Raw genomic sequence first — 20,604 nt, 5'->3', positions numbered from 1 at the left:
CTGCGTGCTTGTCATGCGGGAGCGCGGCGTTTTTCCGAGTCAGAACTTATCCCACTCGTCATCTGCAACTGCAGTAGCAAGCGCAGCAACCGGCGCAGCGGCCGTAGCCCGCGCAACGCGCTTAGGAGCAGCAGCAACCGCAACCTCGCGTCGCTGCGCCTCCCGCCGAGCAGGAACCGGAGCTGCCGCTACCGCAGCCGCCGAATCCTTCACCTGAAAAAACGCCACGGCGTCAGTCAGTTGTTCCCCCTGATCTTCCATCGACCGCGAAGCCGCTGCCGCCTCTTCCACCAAAGCCGCATTCTGCTGCGTGACGTTGTCCATCTGCGTAATCGCAAGATTGACCTGCTCGATGCCACGGCTTTGTTCGGTCGATGCCGCCGCGATTTCCGACATGATGTCGGTGACTCGTGCGACTGCCTGAGTCACCTCGGTCATCGTCTTGCCCGCCTCGCCGGCAAGCGCGGACCCGTCACGGATCTTGTCCACGGAAGTGGCGATCAGATCCTTGATCTCCTTGGCCGCACTCGATGAACGTTGAGCCAGGCTTCTGACTTCGCTTGCCACCACCGCGAAACCCCGCCCCTGTTCGCCCGCACGCGCGGCTTCGACGGCCGCGTTCAACGCGAGGATGTTCGTCTGGAACGCAATGCCTTCGATGATGCCCGTGATGTCCGCGATCTTCGTCGAGCTGTCGCTGATGTCGTGCATCGTGTTCACCACCTGACCGACGACCTCGCTACCCTTCTGCGCCACCGACGATGCATTCGCAGCCAGCATGCTGCCTTGCTGCGCGTTGTCGGCGTTCTGCTTAACCGTGGAGGTGAGTTCTTCCATGCTGGAAGCCGTTTCCTGCAACGAAGCAGCCTGCTGCTCGGTACGCTGGCTCAGGTCCATATTGCCCGCTGCGATCTGACGTGCCGCGCCGGCGATGCTGGTGCTGCTGTCGCGCACCCGTCCAACGGTCACCGTCAGCCGTTCATTCATCTCGCGCAGGGCGGTCAGCAGTTTGCTGGTTTCGTCGCGCCCCTCGACCGTGATGCGCGTTCGCAGATCGCCTGCCGACACCGTGCGCGCGACGTCGATCGCAAAACGCAGCGGTCCGGTCACGGCACGCGTGATCACCACGCATGCGCCGACGGCGAGCCCCAGCGCGATAAGGCAGATCGCGATCAGCAGATTGCGCTGGCTTTCGTAATGCGCCGTGTACTCGTTGACCAGTTGTTCCTGGCGTGAGCGCGTGTAGTCAGCGTACGCGTTGGTCGCACGAATCAGCGCGGCGAGCAGCGGCCGGCAATGCTCGTCCATCTCGGCGATCGCTTCATCCCGCTTGTTAGTGAGCGCGAGATTGACGATGTTGAGGGCAACCGGGCCATAAGCCGACTCGACCCGGTTGATCTCGGCGACGAGGCTGCGTGCTTTCTCCGACGTATCGGTCGCACTGGCGATCATGTCGTTGAGCTTTTTCAGGTCGGTTTGCACGTCCTCGTGTGCACGCGTTACGTCAGCTTTCTCTACTTCGAGGTCCTGGGGTTTGGTCACGAGCACAAGGTTGCGCGCCGCGATTGCTCTACGATCCACGGCGGTTCGAACCTGCACCGCCATATCGGCGCGTGCGTTGATGCCGTGTACGAAGTTGGAAAACCCATCGGTCGAATCGCTCAGCGCCTTCAGGGAAAGGCCGGAAACCGCGACGACAACGACAGACAGCATGCCGAAACCGGCGATGAGTTTGGTTTTGATGGTGAGGTTTTTGAGGGTCACGATTTTTTATTCTCCAATAACGAAACGTTGAAGCGTTCGCAGTGGACTCTCAGGTCCGGGCATGGGAGCGTCTATCTGGCAGCCGATCATCGTGGCCGCCCCGCGCGGTTTACCCTTCGTGCCTTTCGCAGGACGCGTCCGAAGGTGCGTCGAACGTCAGGCGATAAATGGGTATCCCATTTACTGGTTATCGGATCGAATTCTTACGGACTTAAGAAATCCCGGGTATTCCTCTACAAAGCTTGCGCACGATGCGCGAAGAACGCATCGTTTTCGGTTGATTTGAATATATTTAGGTGCGCGGTGAAAGCATGAAACTTACATATTCATTTCATTTTCCGACGTGCGTCCGGGCAAATAACCTACTGGCGAACATCAGGCAACAAAAAATGGCTTGAACTAGCGGCCACACATGGATATGATTGAGCAATCACTCATTAATTACTTGTAGTCGAAACGACCTGCATGGCCCGTCCGAAAAGCGAAGACAAACGCAACGCCATCCTTGCTGCCGCAACGGAGGTCATTGCCGAGCAGGGTTTGAGCGCGCCCACCGCGCGCATCGCAAAACTCGCGGGCGTGGCTGAAGGAACGTTGTTCACGTATTTCGACAATAAGGACGAGCTGCTGAACCAGCTCTACCTGGACATCAAGGCAGAGCTGCGCGAAGTGATGATGACGACCTATCCGAAGCAAGCCAGCGTGCGCGAGCGCATTCAGCACGTGTGGAACAGGTTTGTCGACTGGGGCGTGGCGCAGCCGCAAAAACGCCGGGCCGTGGCGCAACTGTCCGTGTCGGAGCGTCTGTCCGACTGTACACGTGCAACTGGCATGGAGTCTTTCGCAGACATCAACACAATGATTCAGGCAAGCGTGGCGAGCGGCGCCTTGCGTGATCATCCGCCGGCTTTCCTGTCGGCAATCATGGCGGCATTGGCCGAAACCACCATGGATTTCATCGCTCGCGAACCGGCTAACGCCGACCGTTATCGCAAGGCCGGCTTTGAGGCGTTCTGGCGCGCGATTGCCCAGAACTAATTTTTTTACCTTATTAATGAGCGCGCACACGCTCAATTAATCGAAAGGAGCACATTATGTCGAAGGTCTGGTTGGTTACGGGAAGCGCCCGCGGGCTTGGGCGCGATATCGTCGAAACGGCGTTGCGTGCCGGTGAGCGGGTGGTGGCTACGGCGCGCGATCCGCGGCAGTTGGCGGATCTGGTGACACGCTACGGTGAGCAGGTTCGCGCGGTCGCGCTAGATGTCACGGATCCGGCGGCGGCACGCGCGGCCGTGCAGGCCGCAGTCGATGCTTTCGGCCGACTCGATGTGGTCGTCAACAACGCGGGCTTCGGTCATCTGGCGCCGTTCGAGCAAACTACCGAAGACGATTTCCGTGCGCAGATCGACACCAACTTCTATGGTGTGGTTAACGTCACGCGTGCGGCGCTTCCGGTACTTCGGAAACAGCGATCCGGCCACGTGATCCAGATTTCGTCGGTGGGCGGCCGTGTCGGGATCGCCGGCTTGAGCGCGTATCAGGCTGCAAAGTGGGCGGTTGGCGGCTTCACTGAGGTGATCAGCCAGGAACTCGCGCCGTTTGGCGTCCACGTCACTGCGCTCGAGCCGGGCGGTATGAAAACGGAATGGGGCACGGGCGCGATGGGTGAGGCGCCGGAATTGCTGCCGGACTATGTGCCGTCGGTGGGCGCCATCACGGATATGCTGTCCCAGTACGTCGGCAAGGAAGCCGGCGATCCCGCAAAAGTTGCGCAAGTGGTGCTGAAGCTCGCGTATCACGATTCGTTGCCGCCGCATCTTCTGCTCGGTAGTGACGCATTGCATTTCGCCGGCGAAGGCGACAAGGCGCGCGCTGCAGCGGCCGAAGCGTGGCGAGCGGTCAGCGCGGCCACCGATTTCTCCGCGCCGACGCCACTGCCGGAATTTCCGGGTGCACTGGCGAAAGCCTGAGCACGCATGCGGCCGCCGGGCGTCGCCCAGATCGCCCGCCACACTCAGGACAAAGCGGTCGCCGCCCGCTTGTAGGACATATCTGAAGGTTCGACCAATGCGCGCTGGCCGGGCGCAATCATGGAGCACGCATCATGAAGGTTCTGATTTTCGGCGCGACCGGCATGGTCGGGCAGGGCGTATTGCGCGAATGCCTGCGCGCGCCTGACGTCGAGGTAGTCCAGACAGTTGGCCGCACCCGCACCGGCCAACTCGATCCGCGTCTGAACGAACTGATTCAGCCGGACTTGATGGACTACCGGACGGTGGAAGACTCGCTGACGGGTTTCGACGCGTGCTTTTTCTGTCTGGGCGTCTCGTCGGCAGGTCTGCAGGAGGCCGAGTATGTGCGCCTTACCTACGACCTGACGCTGGCCGCCGCGCAGACGCTGGCCCGTCTCAATCCGCAAATGACTTTCGTCTACGTGTCGGGCGCGGGTACCGATAGCACTGAACACGGCCGCACCATGTGGGCGCGGGTCAAGGGCCGGACGGAGAATGCGCTGCTACGGCTGCCGTTCAAGGCCGTCTATCTGTTCCGCCCCGGCGTGATCGAGCCGCTGAACGGCGCCGTTTCGAAAACCCGCTCGTACCGTTTGTTCTATACGGTGGCGAGGCCGCTTCTGTCGACGCTGCGCGCGCTCTTTCCCAATCACATTCTGAGCACCGAAGACATTGGCCAGGCGATGCTGGAGGTCGCGCGCCATGGCGCCGCCAAAGCGGTGCTCGAGGTCGCGGACATCAGGGCGCTCAGCCGCGCCGCAGCCGAGCCGGCGCTCGATCTGCACGCGGGCTGAGCGCCCGGACGGGGTGACGTCCGCGCGCTGCGCCGCGGCCCGAGACGTCCCCTAGTCGAAAAAATTCGTTTAATCCGCCAAAAACCTGTCTTTTCCCTGATTCGACGCGCCTCGGCGTCTGGTAGGCTACCGTTTCACGAGACGCGCCTTCCTGACGCGCCAACTTCTCCACGCGCGTAGGTCAGCGCATGCTCGAATGAAACGTTCATGGTGACGCGCCGACCGAACATCGTGATTGCCATCAGTATCGTGCTGGCCAGCGCGATCCTTGCGATCGCGGTGTGGGTATTGGCACAGATGCGCGACGATGCGCTGCGGCGCGCCCAGGATTCGGTCTTCAACGTCTCGCTGCTGGTCGAGCGCGACGTGTCACGCAATCTCGAGATCTACGATCTGTCGCTGCGGGCGGTAATCGACGGGCTGAAACAACCCGGCGTGCTGGAACTGCCGCCGAAGATCCGCCAGATGGTGCTGTTCGACGGCTCCGCCAGCGCGAAAGACATGGGTTCGATTTTCGTACTCGACACAGCCGGCAACATCATCTTCGATTCGCAATCCTCGCCTCCGCGTCCCGTCAATCTCGCCGAGCGCGACTATTTCAAGGTTCAGCGCGATTCCCCCGATGTCGGCCTGTACGTTAGCCAGCCGTTCATGCCCAAGCTGACCGGCAAGGACGTGAGCATTGCGTTGAGCCGCCGGATCTCGCGGCCGGACGGCAGCTTCGGCGGCGTGGTGGTCGGCACGATGCGCCTTACTTACTTCAGACATCTTTTCGCCGGCATGAATCTCGGCTCGGGCGGCTCGATGGCGCTGATGCTGAACGACGGCACGATGCTGATGCGGCGCCCCTACGATCCGAAAATCATCGGCCGGAGTCTGACTGGCACCTCGAACTATTCGCGCTTCCTCCAGCAGCCGAGCGGGGACTTCTTCGGCACGGCGGCGATCGACGGGGTCGAGCGCTGGTACGCGTTTCGCCATATCGATATGTATCCGTTGATTCTCGACGTGGCCCTCTCTACGCGCGATATCTACGTGGAGTGGCGGCATCGCGCGTGGCTCATCGGCTCGCTGATTGCGGCGCTCGACGTGGTGATCATTGCGCTTGCGCTCCTGTTCTCGCAGCAACTGCGGCAGCGTCGCGCGGCCGAAGAAGAGTTGCGCGTGCTCGCACGTACCGACGGGCTGACCGGTCTGAACAATCGCCGCACCTTCGAGGAACACGCGGAAGAGGAATGGCGCCGTGCGCAACGTAATGGCTGGCCGCTGTCGATGCTGCTGATCGATGTCGATACGTTCAAGGGCTTCAACGATCTCTACGGCCACTCGGCCGGCGACGATGCGCTCATCGCCGTGGCGCGCTGCATCGGGCAGAGCGTGCGGCGCCCGGGCGATACCGCTGCGCGCTACGGTGGCGAGGAATTCGCCGTGCTTCTGCCGGATACCGACGAAGCCGGGGCGGCGACCATTGCTGAGAAAATTCGCGCCGCGGTTCAGGCGCTTGAGCTTCGCCATGTCGCGAGCTCGCACCATGTGCTGACCGTCAGCATCGGCATTGCGTGCACCAGCCGCCAGGTATTCGCGACGAGCCGCGCACTCGCCATTGCGGCGGACGAGGCGCTCTACGAGGCCAAGGACGCCGGCCGCAACCAGGTGCTTTGCTACCCGGTGGCGGCACGGGCGGATCGACGGAGTGCCGTGGCGTCGCCGGCGCAGTGAGGCAGGACAATTTCACAGGTGTGCCGGCCCGCGGATCGCGCTGAGTTCGGTTGGCACCGGACACAGCGGCGAGTGCACCGGCCAACTAAACGTATAGACAAAAAAAAGCCGCTCACGCCGGGGAGCGTGAGCGGTAAGTCGGAGAGTTACATCAACTTCGCGTGCGCTCATGGGGGGTGAACGCAACAAACAAAGTCTAAAAGCGCGGCTCATCCCCAAATATCAGACAAATCCCAATCATCGCGCCGACAGGCAAAGCACGTTGACGTAGCGATCTGGCCCCTGTGTGCCAGGCATTCCTTACATCATCCTGTCCCGGTTATGCCCACCATTTATCGCATCAAGTCTCTGCTACGCACGCCGTAAAAGAGGTGGCGGCGTCGCCAAGTATCTGAAAAATGGCGAAACGGTTTGCCATGCCGCAGCGACGCGAGCGTCCCCTCAGGACTTATGAAGGATGGTGAGATGAAGTGGTTCGACCGCATGACCGTATTCAGGAAGCTGCTGTTGGCGTTTGCCGTCGTAATCGGGTTCTGCGTCGTGATCGGCGGGACTTCGCTGAAGACGTTGTCGTCGATGCACGCCATTACCGACGCCATCTGCGACCAGCACATGAACGGCCTCTACTGGATGGAAGAGGCGAACCGCCACAAGATCGATTCCGATCTTGCCGCCGCGAATCTCGGCTACGCCGCTGACGACGCCGGCCGTCAAAAGTTGAAGGACAGCATCGTCGCCTCGCTCAAGGAGATGCACGGCGCCTACGATCAGTATCGCGCGACCATTGCTACAGCCAAGGGTCAGGAGATGTTCGACGGGGTGCTGCGCAAGTCGGCGGTGTGGGAGGGCATCGTGCATCAGCAGATCGGTCTCGAACCGATTCCGGCCGGCGTCGACAACAACGAACTCGTGCGCCGCGCGATTGCGTCGAGCGAGGCGCTGCGCGATCGCATCACGGCGTTGATCGACTATCGCCGTCAGCAAGCCAACGAAGCCCAGCAGGAGGCGAGCGCCAACTATCAGCACATGCGCATCGCGATGCTCGCGCTGGTGTTAGGCGCGATCGCGGCGGGCACGTTGCTCGCGACGGTGATCGCACGGCGCCTCGCGCGTCAGCTCGGCGGCGAACCCGCTTACGCCATGCACATCGCCAACCGTATCGCCGATGGCGATCTGAGCGTGCGCGTCGATACCCGTGCGGGCGATACCCAAAGCATGCTGTTCGCGCTACGCAACATGCGTGAGCGGTTGGCCGGCATTGTCTCGGGCATCAGCGAGTCGAGCGAATCGATCCTGATGGCTTCCGGCGAGATCGCGCAGGGCAACACCGATCTGTCGCAACGCACCGAAGAGCAGGCTGCCGCGCTGCAGGAAACGGCATCGAGCATGCAGGAATTGACATCGACCGTGAAGATGAATGCCGAGAACGCGCAGCAGGCGGGTGGTGTTGCGCACGGTGCGTCGGAAGTGGCGGCGCGCGGTAGCCACCTCGTCGGCGATGTGGTTGAAACGATGCGCGAGTTGGCGGCTGGCTCGAAGCGCATGACCGACATCATTGCGGTGATCGAAGGGATCGCGTTCCAGACCAATATTCTCGCGCTGAACGCCGCCGTAGAAGCGGCGCGCGCTGGTGAGCAGGGCCGTGGCTTTGCGGTGGTAGCGGGCGAAGTGCGCTCGCTCGCGCAGCGCAGCGCGGTGTCCGCCAAGGAGATCAAGGAGCTGATCGAAAGTTCGACGGCGCGTGTGGGCAGTGGCGCCGAACTGGCCGAGCGGGCCGGTCAGACGATGGCGGAAGTCACACATGCGGTGAAACGCGTGACCGACATCATGGGTGAGATTTCGTCGGCGTCGCAGGAGCAAAGCACCGGCATCGAAGAGGTGAACCGCGCGGTCGCACAGATGGACGACGTGACCCAGCAGAACGCGGCGCTGGTCGAGCAGGCGGCGGCCGCGGCGGCGTCGATGGCGGACCAGGCGAGGCAACTGCAAGCGGCGGTCACGGTGTTCTCGCTGGACGCGCGGCACGCGTAGCACTCTTCACACGCGTTTTACCGCCCTTGCCAGGCCTGGTGGCTCTCCGTACACTCGCGCGTAATTCCCAGATGGCGCAGTTCCGCTGCGTCGTCCACTAAAACGCCGACAGAGGAGAACCCCCGCCATGGCAGATTCCTATTTCCCACGCTGGCGCGCCCAGCCCAACGCTGCCGAGGGCCGCATTGTCGGCACCGACGAGCGTCTCGCGTGGCCGCAGATGTTTGCAATGGGTATCCAGCACGTGGTCGCGATGTTCGGCTCGACCGTGCTTGCGCCGTTGTTGATGGGCTTCGATCCGAACCTGTGCATCTTCATGTCCGGGATTGGCACGCTGTTGTTCTTCGTGCTCGTGGGCGGGCGCGTGCCGAGCTATCTCGGTTCGAGCTTCGCGTTCATCGGTCTGGTGATCGCGGTGACGGGGTATGGCGGCCACGGTCCGAACATGAACATTCCGGTGGCGTTGGGCGGGATCATCGCGTGCGGGGTGGTGTACGCGATCATTGGCCTGATCGTGTCGGCGGTCGGCACACGATGGATTGAAACGCTGATGCCGCCGGTGGTGACAGGCGCGATCGTCTGCGTGATCGGCTTGAATCTCGCGCCGATCGCAGTGCATGGCGTGAGCGGCAGCAACTTCGACTCGTGGATGGCGCTGGTGACGGTGCTATGCGTCGGCGCGGTCGCGGTGTTTGCGCGCGGCATGCTGCAGCGTTTGCTGATTCTGGTCGGCTTGCTGATGGCATACGTGATTTACGCGATCGTGACGAATGGTCTCGGCATGGGTAAGCCGATCGACTTTGCGATTGTGGCGAACGCTGCGTGGTTCGGTATGCCGCAGTTCACGGCGCCGGTTTTCAACATGCAGGCGATGACCCTGCTTGCGCCGATCGCGGTGATTCTTGTTGCTGAGAATCTTGGGCACATCAAGGCGGTGAGCGCGATGACCGGTCAGAACCTCGACCGTTATGTCGGCCGTGCATTTATCGGCGACGGACTCGCAACGATTCTGTCTGGCTTCGCTGGCGGCACCGGGGTGACGACGTACGCAGAGAACATCGGCGTGATGGCCGTGACCAAAATCTATTCGACGCTGGTGTTTGTGATTGCCGCGGTGATTGCGCTGGTTTTGGGCTTTTCGCCAAAGTTCGGCGCGGTGATTCAGACCATTCCGGGGCCGGTGCTGGGCGGCGTATCGATCGTTGTGTTCGGTCTGATCGCGGTGACTGGCGCGCGCATCTGGGTCGTGAATAAAGTCGATTTCTCCGACAACCGGAATCTGATCGTGGCGGCGGTGACGCTTGTCCTGGGCGCCGGTGATTTTTCGTTGAAGCTCGGTGGTTTTGGACTCGGCGGGATCGGTACCGCGACCTTTGGCGCGATCATTTTGTACGCGCTTTTGAGAAGGAAGCCGGCGCAGGGGCCGGTGGCCTGATTGGCCTGGGCGACGGTCTTTTTCTTTTGCGATTGAGAGTTCAAGCGATCAAGAAAAAGGCCATCGCCACGTTGTAACGCTGACCGCTACCTCTATCGCTTCCGCACGGTCAGCGCCGTCTCCGACAGATCCACTTCGCGCATGAGCTTGTTCAAAGTCTCGTCATTGATTGCCTGACTATTACGCAGCGCAAGCAGCACCTTCCGCTCGGCTCGCATCGCCGCTAACTTCATCCGGAATTCCAGCGCATCGGCGCGGCGCGCCATTTCACGTGGCTCCTGTTCGTCCTCTAACGTGGCGAGCCGTCGTCGATAAATGTCCATGACTCGCGCGGTGACATCCGCGGCGTATGCCGAGGCCGACTCATCCAGATCCGCGCAGTCTCTGTCGTGCACTTCGTCAACCGCGCGAATCGCGGCTTGCGCCGCCATCGTGCGCGCCATCGCCTCCTCCGCGGCATGCGGATCCTTACCCCGCCGCCAGCCGCTCAACAACAGCGGCAACGCCACGACTGCCACCAGCAGCGATAGCAGAATCACGCCCGAGGCAATGAAGATCGCCAGGTCTCGCCCCGGCAACGGCGTACCGTTCGGCAACATCTCGGGCAACGACAACACGCCCGCCAGCGTCACCGCGCCACGCACGCCGGCCACCGTCGTCACCGTGACCGTGCGCAACCCCGGCACGGCACTCGCCATGCCGTGCTTCGCAGCGCCACGGCTCGCGAACCAGCGCAGCAACCACACCCACACGAAGCGCATTGCGGAGAGCGCCGCCGCCACCGCAGCGATGTAGCCGATCAAGCGCCACACCTCCACATCGCTGGTCTCGTGCGCGTCGAGCAGCGCGCGGCCGAGAATGTGCGGAAACTGCAGCCCCAACAGAATGAACACCATGCCGTTGAAGACGAATTCGATCATCGTCCACGTGCTGTTCCCACGCACGCGCGACGACACCGGGCCGGCGTTCGCAATGTTCGCGTAGTTCATCATCATCCCGGCCGAGACCGCGGCCAGAATGCCCGAGAACTCGAAGCGCTCGGCGATCAGATACGCGGCGAACGGAATCAGCAGCGTCATTACTACGCCGGGCGCCGGATCACCTTCTTCGTTAAGACTCAGAAAATGCGCGGACACAAAGCTGAACAGCCAGCTCACCGCTGCGCCCGTCGCGAGACCGCCCACCGCGATGATCACGAAGCTGATCGACGCGTCGCGCAGCGAAAACACTCCCGTCAGCGCCGCGGCAATCGCGAACTTCAGCGCGACAAGGCCCGACGCGTCGTTCATCAACGCCTCACCTTCGAGGATATGCATCAGCCGACCGGGAATTTTGCCCTTGCCGGCGATACCGCTCAGCGCCACCGCATCGGTTGGCGATAGCACCGCGGCAAGCGCGAACGCGACCGGCAGCGAGATCGACGGCACCAGCGCGTGGATGAAGTAGCCGACCGCCAGCACCGTCATGAAAACCAGGCCGAGCGCGAGCATCAGGATGGAGCGGCGCGCCATGAACAATTCGCGCTTCGGAATTCGCCATCCATCCGCGAACAGCAACGGCGGAATGAACAGCATCATGAAAATTTCCGGATCGAAGGTGACGTGCAGCCCTAGCTTCGGCCATGCGAGCAATGCGCCAATCGCGATCTGGACCAGCGGCAGCGGCAACGCGACCCGCATCATCCGGGTCACGATGCCGGACGCGGCGACGGCGAGCAAAAGAATCAGTACGGTAAAGACAATATCCATCGGTCTATTTCTGGAGATATAGCGGTCCGTCCTCTGCGATCGTCGACGATGCGGCCGCATATCGATCACGAGGCGCGCGTGAGGCACAAGGCAGAAGTTTAGCCCGCTGCAGCGTCACGTCATTGTTAACCCCGCAAGGTCCCGCGAGAGCGGTCGGCAAGCGTCCAGGTAAGGCAATGCACCTTAACGGTGCGTTCTGCGCCCACGCGCGGCGCATCGGCTCGTTCATCGGTGCAATCTTTCATGCAAATTTCATTCGAATGTGCGCCAGCGTGCGCATGGAGCTTGCTTAAGGAATATCGATGACGCACATTTTGAGAAACGGTGCCGAGGTTGTTCGCTTCCGCGTTCGGACCGGCCCGGCTCTCGCGTGAGAGGATTGCATGACGATTGCGCAACAGGAAAGGACGGCCAGCGCGCCGCACGGCTTCGACGTCGAGGTGACGTCGGGGCTCGAACGTTTTTCGGTGCAGCATGGCGAGCTGACGTTGACTAGCGTGTTTCAACCCATTTTCAGCCTGTCGCATATGCGGGCAGTGGGCTACGAGGGGCTGCTGCGCGCGCACGATGCGCTCGACCGGCCCGTGTCGCCGCTCGACGTCTTCGGCGAGGCGGCGCGTCTGGGCGACGTGCTGCAAGTCGACCGGCTCGCCCAGACCCTGCATCTGGAGAACTTCAAGGTACTCGGCGCAGAGCGCGAATGGCTGTTTCTGAATGTCCATCCCGGTGCGCTCACCGATCCGTATCTCGCCGCTGCCTTGCTGGCCAATCTCAAGCGGCTCGATCTTTCGCCACGGCGAATCGTGCTCGAGGTGCTCGAACAACGCGCGGAAGATCTCGAACGTCTTGCCGACGCGGTGCGTCAGTTCCGCGAGCGTGGTTTCCTGATTGCACTCGACGACTTCGGCGCGGGCCATTCCAACGTCGAACGGATCTGGCAATTGAATCCCGACATCGTGAAGCTCGACCGCATCATGCTGTCGCACGCAGCGCATCGCGCTGACATGGCGACGATTCTGCCGGGGCTGGTGGCGCTGCTGCACGAAGCGGGCAAGCTCGTGCTGATCGAAGGTGTCGAGACGGAGCATGAAGCGCAGATGGCGCTCGCTTGCGATGCGGACTTCGTGCAGGGGTTTTTCTTCGGCCGACCGAATCCAGGGGCAGCCGACGCGGCGCACGCCGCGACTTGCATCAGCGAAGTCACCGACCGTTATCGCGATCAGGCCGAAGCGCGCGAGCGCCGCAATGCGAGCCGTCTCACACCGTATCTGCGGGCGTTCGAGCGTGCCGCGGAACGGCTCGCCGCCGGCGAACCGCTCGAGGAAGTGTGCTGGAATTTCCTCGCACTCGACCATGCCGCGCGCTGTTTCCTGCTCGATGCGAAGGGCAAGCAGGCGGGCCGCAACGTCGTGTTGCGTGCCGATCGCGCGGCGCATGAGACGCGCTTTTTGCCGCTTGCCGACGCGCAAGGGGCGAACTGGCTGCGTCGTCCGTATTTCCGTGCGGCGATCAATGCGCCGGAGCGCGTGCATGTGACGCGTCCGTATCTGTCGATCAACGAGGCGTTGCCGTGCGTGACGCTGTCGGTGGCGACGCGCGTCGGTGATCAGACGTGCGTGCTGTGCGGCGATATCGATTGGGTCGAAGAATAGCGATTCGGATGCTTCGATTGGCAGGGCGCGCGGCGGTTCTGAGATCATGTCGTTTTTAACGACCTACGGCCGCGCTCATGTCAGTCCTACTCGAAGTCATCGCCACGACCGTTGCCGACGCCAGGCTTGCCGCGCAGGCCGGTGCGAACCGTCTCGAACTCGTCACCGCGATGGGCGAGGGCGGTTTGACGCCGAGCCTTGGCTTGATCGAAGCAGTGGTTGCCGCGAGCGTCGTGCCCGTGAACGTGATCGTGCGACCGCATAGCCGCTCGTTCGTGTACGACGCCGACGACTACGCCGTGATGCTGCGCGACGTGCGCGCAGTCAAAGCGGCGGGCGCGAACGGCGTGGTGATCGGCATGCTGAAGGCGGATGGCGAGATCGACCGCGAAGGCCTCGCGCGTGCGATCGATGCGGCGGATGGCTTGGCGATCACCTTCCATCGTGCGTTCGACGAGACGCGGGATCTGCAGAAAGCGCTCGACGTGCTGCTCGGTTTCGACGCCGTGACAAATGTGCTGACCTCGGGCGGAAAACCTTCTGTGCTGCAGGCGGAGTCGATCGTGCGTGATCTGGTACGACAAGCGTCGGGCTCGCACTGCACGGTGCTGGCAGGCGCGGGTTTGACCATCGATGCAGTAGCTGGCTTCGTGAGTGCGACGCAAGTTCAAGCGGTTCACTTCGGTTCGGGGGTGCGCGTTGGCGGCAATGGTCTTGCTCCCGTCGATGCGGCGAAAGTCGCGCAGGTTAGAACGCTGCTCGACGCTACGCGTAGCTGAACGCAGCTAAACCACCAGGCAAAAAAATGCCGCTTCGAGGTTCAACCCGAAGCGGCATTTTTCATCCACAAAGTGAAAGAATTACTTCGCGACGACCACCGGAATCCCGCGCAACTGCCCGGCGCCCTTCATCTCTTCCAGCGACTTCTTCACCGATGCGCTCGTCGCTGCTTCGATCAATAAACGCGCCGCGAGATCGCGTTCGCCGCGCTTCACGCCCGCCAGATTCGCTAGCTTCACGTGACCATAACCGCGTACACGCGCATGCAGATCGGCCAGCTTCGCGACGTCCTCCAGATTGTTCGCGTTGAGCTTTGCGAACGCGCGTTGCAACGTGGTTTCATAGTCGCCGGCGAGTTCGCGCTCCATCTTGCGTTCGAGCGTGCGGCCGAACGGATCGAGCATCGTGCCACGCAAGCCGCTGAATTTCGCCATCACACCCAAAACCGGCCACATCCACTGACCGAAGGTCTTCTTGGTCGGATTCACGCCTGGTTGAGGACGCATGAGCGTCGGCGGCGCGAGGTTGAACTTGATGCCGAAGTCCTTGCCCGCGACACCTTCGAATTGCGCTTCCAGTGCTTCACGGAAGGCCGCATCCGTATGCAGGCGAGCGACTTCGTATTCATCTTTCACCGCGAGCAGGCGATAGAACGTCGTCGCCACTGCACGCGTGATGCGCTCGCTCTTTGCATCGACCGCGGCTTCGGCACGACGCGCCGCATCGACCAGCGCGCGATACCGCTTCACATAGCTCGCGCCACCGTACGTTTGCAGACGGCCCTCGCGGTGCGCGATCAGTTCGTCGAGCGTATCGACGCGCACCGCCTGCTTCGCCAGATGCCGCGCCTGCCACAGCGATTCGAGTGCACCGGGATCTTCCGCAGCAACACGCCCGATCGAAAACGCCAGTTGATTCATCTGCACCGCGACGTTGTTCAATTCGATCGCGCGCATCATCGCGGCGAACGACACCGGCACGAGGCCAAGTTGCCAGGCATAACCGAGCATCAGAATGTTCGCGCCGATGGTATCGCCGAGAAAACGCGTGGCGAGCGCCTGGGCGTCGCACGTCGACATGCGGTCGTCGCCGGCCGCGTGGCGCATCTTGTCGATCAACGCGTCGGCATGCAGCGTCGCATCAGGGTTCTGCACGAAGGTCGCGTTCGGGATTGCATGGGTGTTGACGACGATACGCGTGCGGCCATGACGCACCGTTTGCAAGGCATCGGCGCTCGCGCCCACCACCATATCGCAGGCGAGTAGAACGTCGGCCTGTTGCGTGTCGATGCGCACCTGATTGAGCCACTCGTCGCGCGCGGCGAAGCGCACGAACGACAACACCGAGCCGCCCTTTTGCGCGAAGCCCATGAAGTCGAGCACCGACGCGCTCTTGCCTTCCAGATGCGCGGCCATGCTGATCAATGCGCCGACCGTCACGACGCCAGTGCCGCCAACACCCGTCACCAGAATGTCGTAAGGCGCGGCATCGAGATGCGTCGCGGGAATCGGCAACGCGTCGACGCGTGCGGCGAGCGCGGCCGGATCGAACGCGGCGCCCGCGGCTTTCTTCAATTTGCCGCCTTCCACTGTGACGAAGCTCGGGCAGAAACCATTCACGCAGGAATAGTCTTTATTGCACGACGATTGATCGATGCGGCGCTTACGCCCCAACGCAGTCTCAAGCGGCTCGACCGACAAGCAATTCGATTGCACTCCGCAATCGCCGCAGCCTTCGCAAACTTCTTCGTTGATGAAGAGACGCTTGTCCGGATCGGGAAATTCGCCTTTCTTCCGGCGACGCCGTTTTTCAGCCGCACAGGTCTGGTCATAGATCAGCACGGTCACGCCGTCGATATCGCGCAACGCGCGCTGCACCGTGTCCATTTCGCTGCGATGGTGGAACGTCGTGCCTTTCGGGAAGAGGTCGTGATGGCCGTCGTATTTCTCCGGCTCGTCGCTGACCACGACGAAACGCGACACGCCTTCGGCTTCCACCTGACGTGCGATCTGCGGCACCGAGATGCTGCCGTCGACCGGCTGGCCGCCCGTCATCGCGACGGCATCGTTATAGAGGATCTTGTAGGTGATGGTGGTGTTCGCGGCCACCGCCTGGCGGATCGCGAGAATGCCGGAGTGAAAGTAGGTGCCGTCGCCGAGATTCTGGAAAACGTGGCGCGTTTTCGTGAACATCGAATGCGAGGCCCAATCGACGCCTTCGCCGCCCATCTGAATCAGGCCGGTGGTGTCGCGCTCCATCCACGACGCCATGAAGTGGCAGCCGATCCCCGCATGCGCGATCGAACCTTCAGGCACTTTGGTCGACGTGTTGTGCGGGCAGCCCGAGCAGAAATACGGCGTACGTCTCACGCTATCCGCTGCATTCGAGAGGATTTGCGGCGCCACCAGATCGACCACGCGTTCGCGACGATCGAGCGCCGGCTTGTGCCTCGCGAGCCAGTTCGCGAACACCGGCAGAATGCGCGACGGGCGCAATTCACCGAGCGACGACAGCAGCAGCGTGCCGTCTTCGGCGTTCTTGCCGATCACGATCGGCCGCGTGCCTTGCGTGCGGTTGTACAGATAGTCTTTGATCTGCTGCTCGATGACCGGGCCTTTCTCCTCGATCACCAGCACTTCGGACAAACCGGACACGAACGCGTCGATGCGTGTCATTTCCAGCGGGAACGACAAGCCGACCTTGTAGATGCGTACGCCGGCCGCTTCCAGATCGGCGACCGTCAGATCGAGCCGGCGCAGCGTTTCCATCAAGTCCAGATGCGCTTTGCCGCACGTGACGATGCCGACGTTCGCATGCGGACTCGGCGCGATCCATTTGTCGATGCTGTTGGTGCGTGCGAAATGACGAACCGCGTCGAGCTTCGCGTGCATCCGTGCTTCGATCGTGAGACTCGGCAGATCGGGCCAGCGGTTATGCAGGCCGCCAGCCGGTTCCTGAAAGTCCTGTGGGGTGGCCCATTCGGTTTGCAGCGCATCGAGGTCCACCGTCGAGCCGGATTCGACCGTTTCCGAGATCGCCTTGTAGCCGACCCACGCCCCCGAGAAGCGCGACAGCGCCCAGCCATACAGGCCGAACTCGAGCATGTCGGCAATGTTCGACGGATTCACCACCGGCATATGCCACGCCATCAACGCGAAGTCGCTCTGATGCGGCATCGATGACGATACGCAGCCGTGGTCATCGCCCGCCACCACCAGCACGCCGCCGTGCGGCGACGAGCCGTACGCGTTGCCATGCTTCAGCGCATCGCCCGCGCGATCCACGCCGGGGCCTTTGCCGTACCACATCGCGAACACGCCTTCGACGGTGCGCTCCGGGTCCGATTCCACCCGCTGCGTACCGAGCACCGCGGTGCCGCCCAGTTCTTCGTTGATCGCCGGCAAAAAGCGAATATCACTCGCCGTGAGCAGTCTCTTCGCTTTCCACAACTGCTGGTCGACCATGCCGAGCGGCGAGCCGCGATAGCCGCTGATGAAGCCGGCCGTGTTGAGGCCCTGCGCGCGGTCCGCGGCGCGCTGCATCAGCGCAAGGCGCACCAGCGCCTGCGTGCCGGTCAGGAAGATCCGGCCGTGCGTGGCGATGAGGTTATCGGACAGCTTGTAGTCGGCGAGAGCGGGCGTGCCGTCGATGGGCAGGCGAGCGGTCATGGGTGAGTCTCCTAATTTTGCGTCCGCGCGCCGTGGGGTGGGGGCCACAAAAGGTGGCGCGGCGAAAGAGACTCTATTTTTTAGCGCCGATTGGAGTGAATTTTTTCTACTTGGCGAGGCGTTCAGCGAAACAGCGCGACGGCGCGCGCGTTTTAATGAAGTTTTGAGATGGATCTGCCACGTGACGGACGGATTCGGGTATGCCCTGGTGCGTTTCAGTCCTGTTTTTACGGCACGGGCGCCTTCGCCATAGGCGCGGCAACAGGCGCCGAATCGAGCGGTACGACCTCGTCGAAATGCGAGTAGTCGATGTGGCTCACGCCGTTCTCCTCACGCATGACGTCGACGAAGCGGTGTTGCCAGAGAATCTGCTCACAGGGCCACATGTGACGCGCCTGCATGGTCTGCGAGGTCGATTCGTCGACGCCTTCAAGCGTAAGCAGCAGCGACGCGTCGCGCCCTTTGAGCGTTTCAGCGTTTTCGCCGAACAGCGGACTGTTTTCGTCGATGACGTGCATCAGGACCCAGCCCAGCTTGAACACGGGATGCTGGTCGCGCACCAGCGTCAGATCGTAGAGCTTGCGCAGCGTAAAACCTTCGACGGTGGTGTCCAGACGCATGATGCGCAGCCTCGCACGCGCTTCGGCGATCACATTCTGGCGCGCGTTGGCCGCGCGCACCATCAGCGTCATACGGCCGTCGAGCGGCCGCACGACCGCATAGCGGGCAAACATGATCTTTGCGTGAGGTCGGGAGAAACGCGCGAAAATCAGCCCCGTCGCCAACGCGATGCTGGACATGCCGACAAAGATTTCGAACGTCGCGACCCAGTGTGCGTAGACGGTTTGCGGATGCATGTCGCCATAGCCGACCGTCGCGAGCGTTTCGACGCTAAAGAAAAATGCGCCGCCGAAGCCCGACGGAAACTGATTGGCGATCGGTGCGTTGCCGAGCATGTAGAGCGCGGCAAAAAAGATATTGAGCAGCAGGAACAGGACGCCGAGCGAGATAAAAAACATCGGCCAGCGGACGACGAGCGCACGGTGATAGAGATCCTGCCAGAGCGGCGTCGGCATGCCGTGGGCAATGACCACGCGATCATCCAGGCGCATCTCGCGGCTACCGCGCGGGCGATGTTTTCGCGCTTGTGCCTCGGCTTCCGTTTCGGTGTCGCCGATGGCGGAAAAGCGGTCTGACGGTTCGGTAGCCATCGCGTGCTCGTGAGGATGAAAACGCGCAAAGCGTAGCACGCCGCCTCGCGTCCTAAAGGTGATTTTCGGCGTGCCGCGCAGGCGGTGAAGGCGGCGTCCGGACCGGGCGTTTAGCGCGATTCGGGTTGCGCCCAGCGTGTGCCGCTGCTAAGCACGCTTCGCGCGTGCGCGCCGCCTGATGCGCCTGTTTTGCGGTTACGGAAAGGCCCGCGGCTTCGGAATGCCGGCGCCGTGTTCGATGTCGTCGGCCGCTTGTTGGTGCGCTGCGGCGACGGCTTCGGTTTCGTCCGCGTAGCCGTTGTCGCCGCCGACGGTAGTCCACGACTTCACCGCTTTCTCACGATGCCGGATCTCGTATTCCGCGTCCCAGCGTGCACCGTTGAGTTCGATAGGGCGGACGTGAATCGAATACACGCCGTAGAGGAAGAGCTGTTCAGCCATGATCGCCTCCAGCCGGTTGATTCAGGAGTGGCGCAGCGTGATGGGCGCGGCGCCGGGTTGCCTAGAGTTCGATTTCCCCGAGGATGCGGTGGGCGAGCGCCTTGGCTTCCTCGAGCGCCTCCTCGGGCGTGGACGAAGTGGCTTCGACTTCGTAGACCGTGGTTTCCTGGTCGGTGCTTGCGTCGCCGTCGTCGCGGGAAAGGGTGACCGTGCCCTGCCACGTGTCGCTTTGTACTTCTCTTATCGACGCGGTGGCCGTGTAGATGCCTTTGGTGTAGGTGATGTCATCCATGGCGACGCTCCTTGTTCCAAAGGGTTGGATTTTTTCATCCTAGCACGATGACCGGGCTTCGGTTTTTCGCCTGCGCGGCGCCCGATGTTGGCAACCGGTGTCGACAACAATACGCGCCGCACAAGGCAAAAAAACTACAGGAGCGCCACCACCTCATCCAAAGAAGGTGCATGCGCGCCGGCATGGCGGCACGCCGCGGCGCCGGCGGCCAGAGAAAAGGCCAGGTGCTCCGGCCACGCTCGCTGCGGCGCCGTCATCAAGCTGAACAGCAAACCGCCAATCGACGCATCCCCAGCTCCAACCGTATCGACTACTTCCACCCGTGGCGGCCGAGCTTCCACGACCATGGCGCCGTCGATCAACATGGACGTCTCCGGCCCACGCGTGACCAGCACGGTGGCGGCCGGATTCATCGCACGCAGCTGTGCAAGCGCGCCGGCCTCGTCGTCTGTCTTGAACAGCATGCGCAAATCTTCGTCCGACACCTTGATCAGATCGGCCAGCGCGGCCATCTTCCGCAACGTGGGCTCGTAGTCGTGCTCCATCAGATTCCGGTAATTCGGATCGAAACTGATCTTCACGCCGCGCGAGCGCAACTCGGCGGCCAACGCGGCCAGCGTGTCGCCAAGTGGCTGACGCACCAGGCTGATACAACCAAAATGCGCCCACTTCACCTGGCCGATCCAGCCAGCCGGCAAGCGTGCCGGATCGAACGCCAGATCGGCGCCGTTCTCACCCATGAAAAAGTACGCAGGCGGATGCGTTTGATGAACGATTGCCAGCAGCGGCGGACGCTCCACGCGCTGCATGAAGCGCATGTCGAGTCCTGCGGCGATGCTCGCGTTCCACAACTCATCGGAAAAATTGTCGACGCCCAGCGACCCGGCACACGCGGTCGGCAAACCGAGCCGCGCCACGCAGCGCGCGACGTTCCAGCCGGCGCCGCCAGGACGCGAGAGCCATTGCGAGGCGCCGGTCCGCACGAGATCGGTGAGGATGTCGCCGGCCGAGACGAAAAAGGGGAATTCGGTGTTCGCGTTCAAGTTGCTCATTTTGC

General features: G+C 62.3%; 15 protein-coding genes. 8 read left to right on the top strand and 7 right to left on the bottom strand.

The annotated features are described in order from the left end of the window. Window positions 1-39: 39 nt before the first annotated feature. Window positions 40-1,713 carry a methyl-accepting chemotaxis protein gene (locus BM438_RS36575; protein WP_244179537.1) on the bottom strand — a complete coding sequence of 558 codons (1,674 nt, stop codon included), beginning with the start codon at window positions 1,711-1,713 and terminating at the stop codon, window positions 40-42. Between the two features lie 516 nt (window positions 1,714-2,229). On the opposite strand from BM438_RS36575, the gene BM438_RS36570 reads away from it, so the two are divergent. From BM438_RS36570 to BM438_RS36545, 6 genes are all read left to right on the top strand, one after another. Beyond that, window positions 2,230-2,802, top strand: a complete 573-nt coding sequence (locus BM438_RS36570; RefSeq protein WP_093644815.1) for a TetR/AcrR family transcriptional regulator — start codon at window positions 2,230-2,232, stop codon at window positions 2,800-2,802. A gap of 56 nt (window positions 2,803-2,858) precedes the next feature. Beyond that, window positions 2,859-3,734 carry an SDR family NAD(P)-dependent oxidoreductase gene (locus tag BM438_RS36565; RefSeq protein ID WP_093644813.1) on the top strand — a complete coding sequence of 292 codons (876 nt, stop codon included), beginning with the start codon at window positions 2,859-2,861 and terminating at the stop codon, window positions 3,732-3,734. A 134-nt stretch (window positions 3,735-3,868) separates the two neighbouring features. After that, a complete protein-coding gene (locus BM438_RS36560) occupies window positions 3,869-4,570 on the top strand; it encodes an NAD(P)H-binding protein (RefSeq protein ID WP_093644811.1) in 702 nt (233 codons plus the stop codon). A 207-nt stretch (window positions 4,571-4,777) separates the two neighbouring features. Then, window positions 4,778-6,289 (top strand): sensor domain-containing diguanylate cyclase, encoded by a 1,512-nt coding sequence (locus tag BM438_RS36555; RefSeq protein ID WP_093644809.1) that lies wholly within the window; start codon window positions 4,778-4,780, stop codon window positions 6,287-6,289. Between the two features lie 465 nt (window positions 6,290-6,754). Next, entirely contained in the window at window positions 6,755-8,320 is a 1,566-nt protein-coding gene (locus BM438_RS36550; protein WP_093644807.1) for a methyl-accepting chemotaxis protein, read from the top strand. A gap of 127 nt (window positions 8,321-8,447) precedes the next feature. Further along, the gene (locus BM438_RS36545) at window positions 8,448-9,755 is read left to right on the top strand and encodes a solute carrier family 23 protein (protein WP_054037841.1); all 1,308 of its coding nucleotides are present in this window, start codon (window positions 8,448-8,450) and stop codon (window positions 9,753-9,755) included. A gap of 92 nt (window positions 9,756-9,847) precedes the next feature. Here BM438_RS36545 and BM438_RS36540 read toward each other — a convergent pair whose 3' ends face one another. After that, complete coding sequence (locus BM438_RS36540; RefSeq protein ID WP_093644805.1) at window positions 9,848-11,503, bottom strand: Na+/H+ antiporter; 1,656 nt, start codon at window positions 11,501-11,503, stop codon at window positions 9,848-9,850. A gap of 383 nt (window positions 11,504-11,886) precedes the next feature. Here BM438_RS36540 and BM438_RS36535 point away from each other — a divergent pair, with 383 nt between their 5' ends. Together BM438_RS36535 and BM438_RS36530 are read left to right on the top strand one after the other, a co-directional pair. Next, entirely contained in the window at window positions 11,887-13,155 is a 1,269-nt protein-coding gene (locus tag BM438_RS36535; protein ID WP_093644803.1) for a sensor domain-containing phosphodiesterase, read from the top strand. Between the two features lie 77 nt (window positions 13,156-13,232). Continuing rightward, on the top strand, window positions 13,233-13,934 hold the full coding sequence (locus tag BM438_RS36530) for a copper homeostasis protein CutC (RefSeq protein ID WP_093644801.1): 702 nt from the start codon (window positions 13,233-13,235) through the stop codon (window positions 13,932-13,934). 81 nt (window positions 13,935-14,015) lie between these two features. Here BM438_RS36530 and BM438_RS36525 read toward each other — a convergent pair whose 3' ends face one another. The 5 genes from BM438_RS36525 to BM438_RS36505 all read right to left on the bottom strand — a co-directional run bounded on the left by BM438_RS36525 (window position 14,016) and on the right by BM438_RS36505 (window position 20,599). Continuing rightward, a complete protein-coding gene (locus tag BM438_RS36525) occupies window positions 14,016-17,603 on the bottom strand; it encodes an indolepyruvate ferredoxin oxidoreductase family protein (RefSeq protein WP_093644799.1) in 3,588 nt (1,195 codons plus the stop codon). A gap of 227 nt (window positions 17,604-17,830) precedes the next feature. Next, window positions 17,831-18,814, bottom strand: a complete 984-nt coding sequence (locus BM438_RS36520; RefSeq protein WP_093644797.1) for an ion channel — start codon at window positions 18,812-18,814, stop codon at window positions 17,831-17,833. Between the two features lie 195 nt (window positions 18,815-19,009). Further along, on the bottom strand, window positions 19,010-19,255 hold the full coding sequence (locus BM438_RS36515; RefSeq protein WP_093644795.1) for a hypothetical protein: 246 nt from the start codon (window positions 19,253-19,255) through the stop codon (window positions 19,010-19,012). A 61-nt stretch (window positions 19,256-19,316) separates the two neighbouring features. Then, window positions 19,317-19,547 carry a hypothetical protein gene (locus BM438_RS36510; RefSeq protein ID WP_093644793.1) on the bottom strand — a complete coding sequence of 77 codons (231 nt, stop codon included), beginning with the start codon at window positions 19,545-19,547 and terminating at the stop codon, window positions 19,317-19,319. 134 nt (window positions 19,548-19,681) lie between these two features. Next, on the bottom strand, window positions 19,682-20,599 hold the full coding sequence (locus tag BM438_RS36505) for a carbohydrate kinase family protein (protein WP_093644791.1): 918 nt from the start codon (window positions 20,597-20,599) through the stop codon (window positions 19,682-19,684). Window positions 20,600-20,604: the final 5 nt, after the last annotated feature.

Source organism: Paraburkholderia aspalathi (genome assembly GCF_900116445.1).
Classification (GTDB): domain Bacteria; phylum Pseudomonadota; class Gammaproteobacteria; order Burkholderiales; family Burkholderiaceae; genus Paraburkholderia; species Paraburkholderia aspalathi.
This window is presented reverse-complemented; position numbering and strand designations above follow the sequence as displayed.

Coding starts and splice junctions, on each gene's coding strand:
- BM438_RS36565 (WP_093644813.1), top strand. CDS start 2,859: ATGTCGAAGGTCTGGTTGGTTACGGGAAGCGCCCGCGGGCTTGGGCGC.
- BM438_RS36535 (WP_093644803.1), top strand. CDS start 11,887: ATGACGATTGCGCAACAGGAAAGGACGGCCAGCGCGCCGCACGGCTTC.
- BM438_RS36530 (WP_093644801.1), top strand. CDS start 13,233: ATGTCAGTCCTACTCGAAGTCATCGCCACGACCGTTGCCGACGCCAGG.
- BM438_RS36570 (WP_093644815.1), top strand. CDS start 2,230: ATGGCCCGTCCGAAAAGCGAAGACAAACGCAACGCCATCCTTGCTGCC.
- BM438_RS36515 (WP_093644795.1), bottom strand. CDS start 19,255: ATGGCTGAACAGCTCTTCCTCTACGGCGTGTATTCGATTCACGTCCGC.
- BM438_RS36510 (WP_093644793.1), bottom strand. CDS start 19,547: ATGGATGACATCACCTACACCAAAGGCATCTACACGGCCACCGCGTCG.
- BM438_RS36555 (WP_093644809.1), top strand. CDS start 4,778: ATGGTGACGCGCCGACCGAACATCGTGATTGCCATCAGTATCGTGCTG.
- BM438_RS36520 (WP_093644797.1), bottom strand. CDS start 18,814: ATGGCTACCGAACCGTCAGACCGCTTTTCCGCCATCGGCGACACCGAA.
- BM438_RS36525 (WP_093644799.1), bottom strand. CDS start 17,603: ATGACCGCTCGCCTGCCCATCGACGGCACGCCCGCTCTCGCCGACTAC.
- BM438_RS36560 (WP_093644811.1), top strand. CDS start 3,869: ATGAAGGTTCTGATTTTCGGCGCGACCGGCATGGTCGGGCAGGGCGTA.
- BM438_RS36505 (WP_093644791.1), bottom strand. CDS start 20,599: ATGAGCAACTTGAACGCGAACACCGAATTCCCCTTTTTCGTCTCGGCC.
- BM438_RS36545 (WP_054037841.1), top strand. CDS start 8,448: ATGGCAGATTCCTATTTCCCACGCTGGCGCGCCCAGCCCAACGCTGCC.
- BM438_RS36540 (WP_093644805.1), bottom strand. CDS start 11,503: ATGGATATTGTCTTTACCGTACTGATTCTTTTGCTCGCCGTCGCCGCG.
- BM438_RS36550 (WP_093644807.1), top strand. CDS start 6,755: ATGAAGTGGTTCGACCGCATGACCGTATTCAGGAAGCTGCTGTTGGCG.
- BM438_RS36575 (WP_244179537.1), bottom strand. CDS start 1,713: ATGCTGTCTGTCGTTGTCGTCGCGGTTTCCGGCCTTTCCCTGAAGGCG.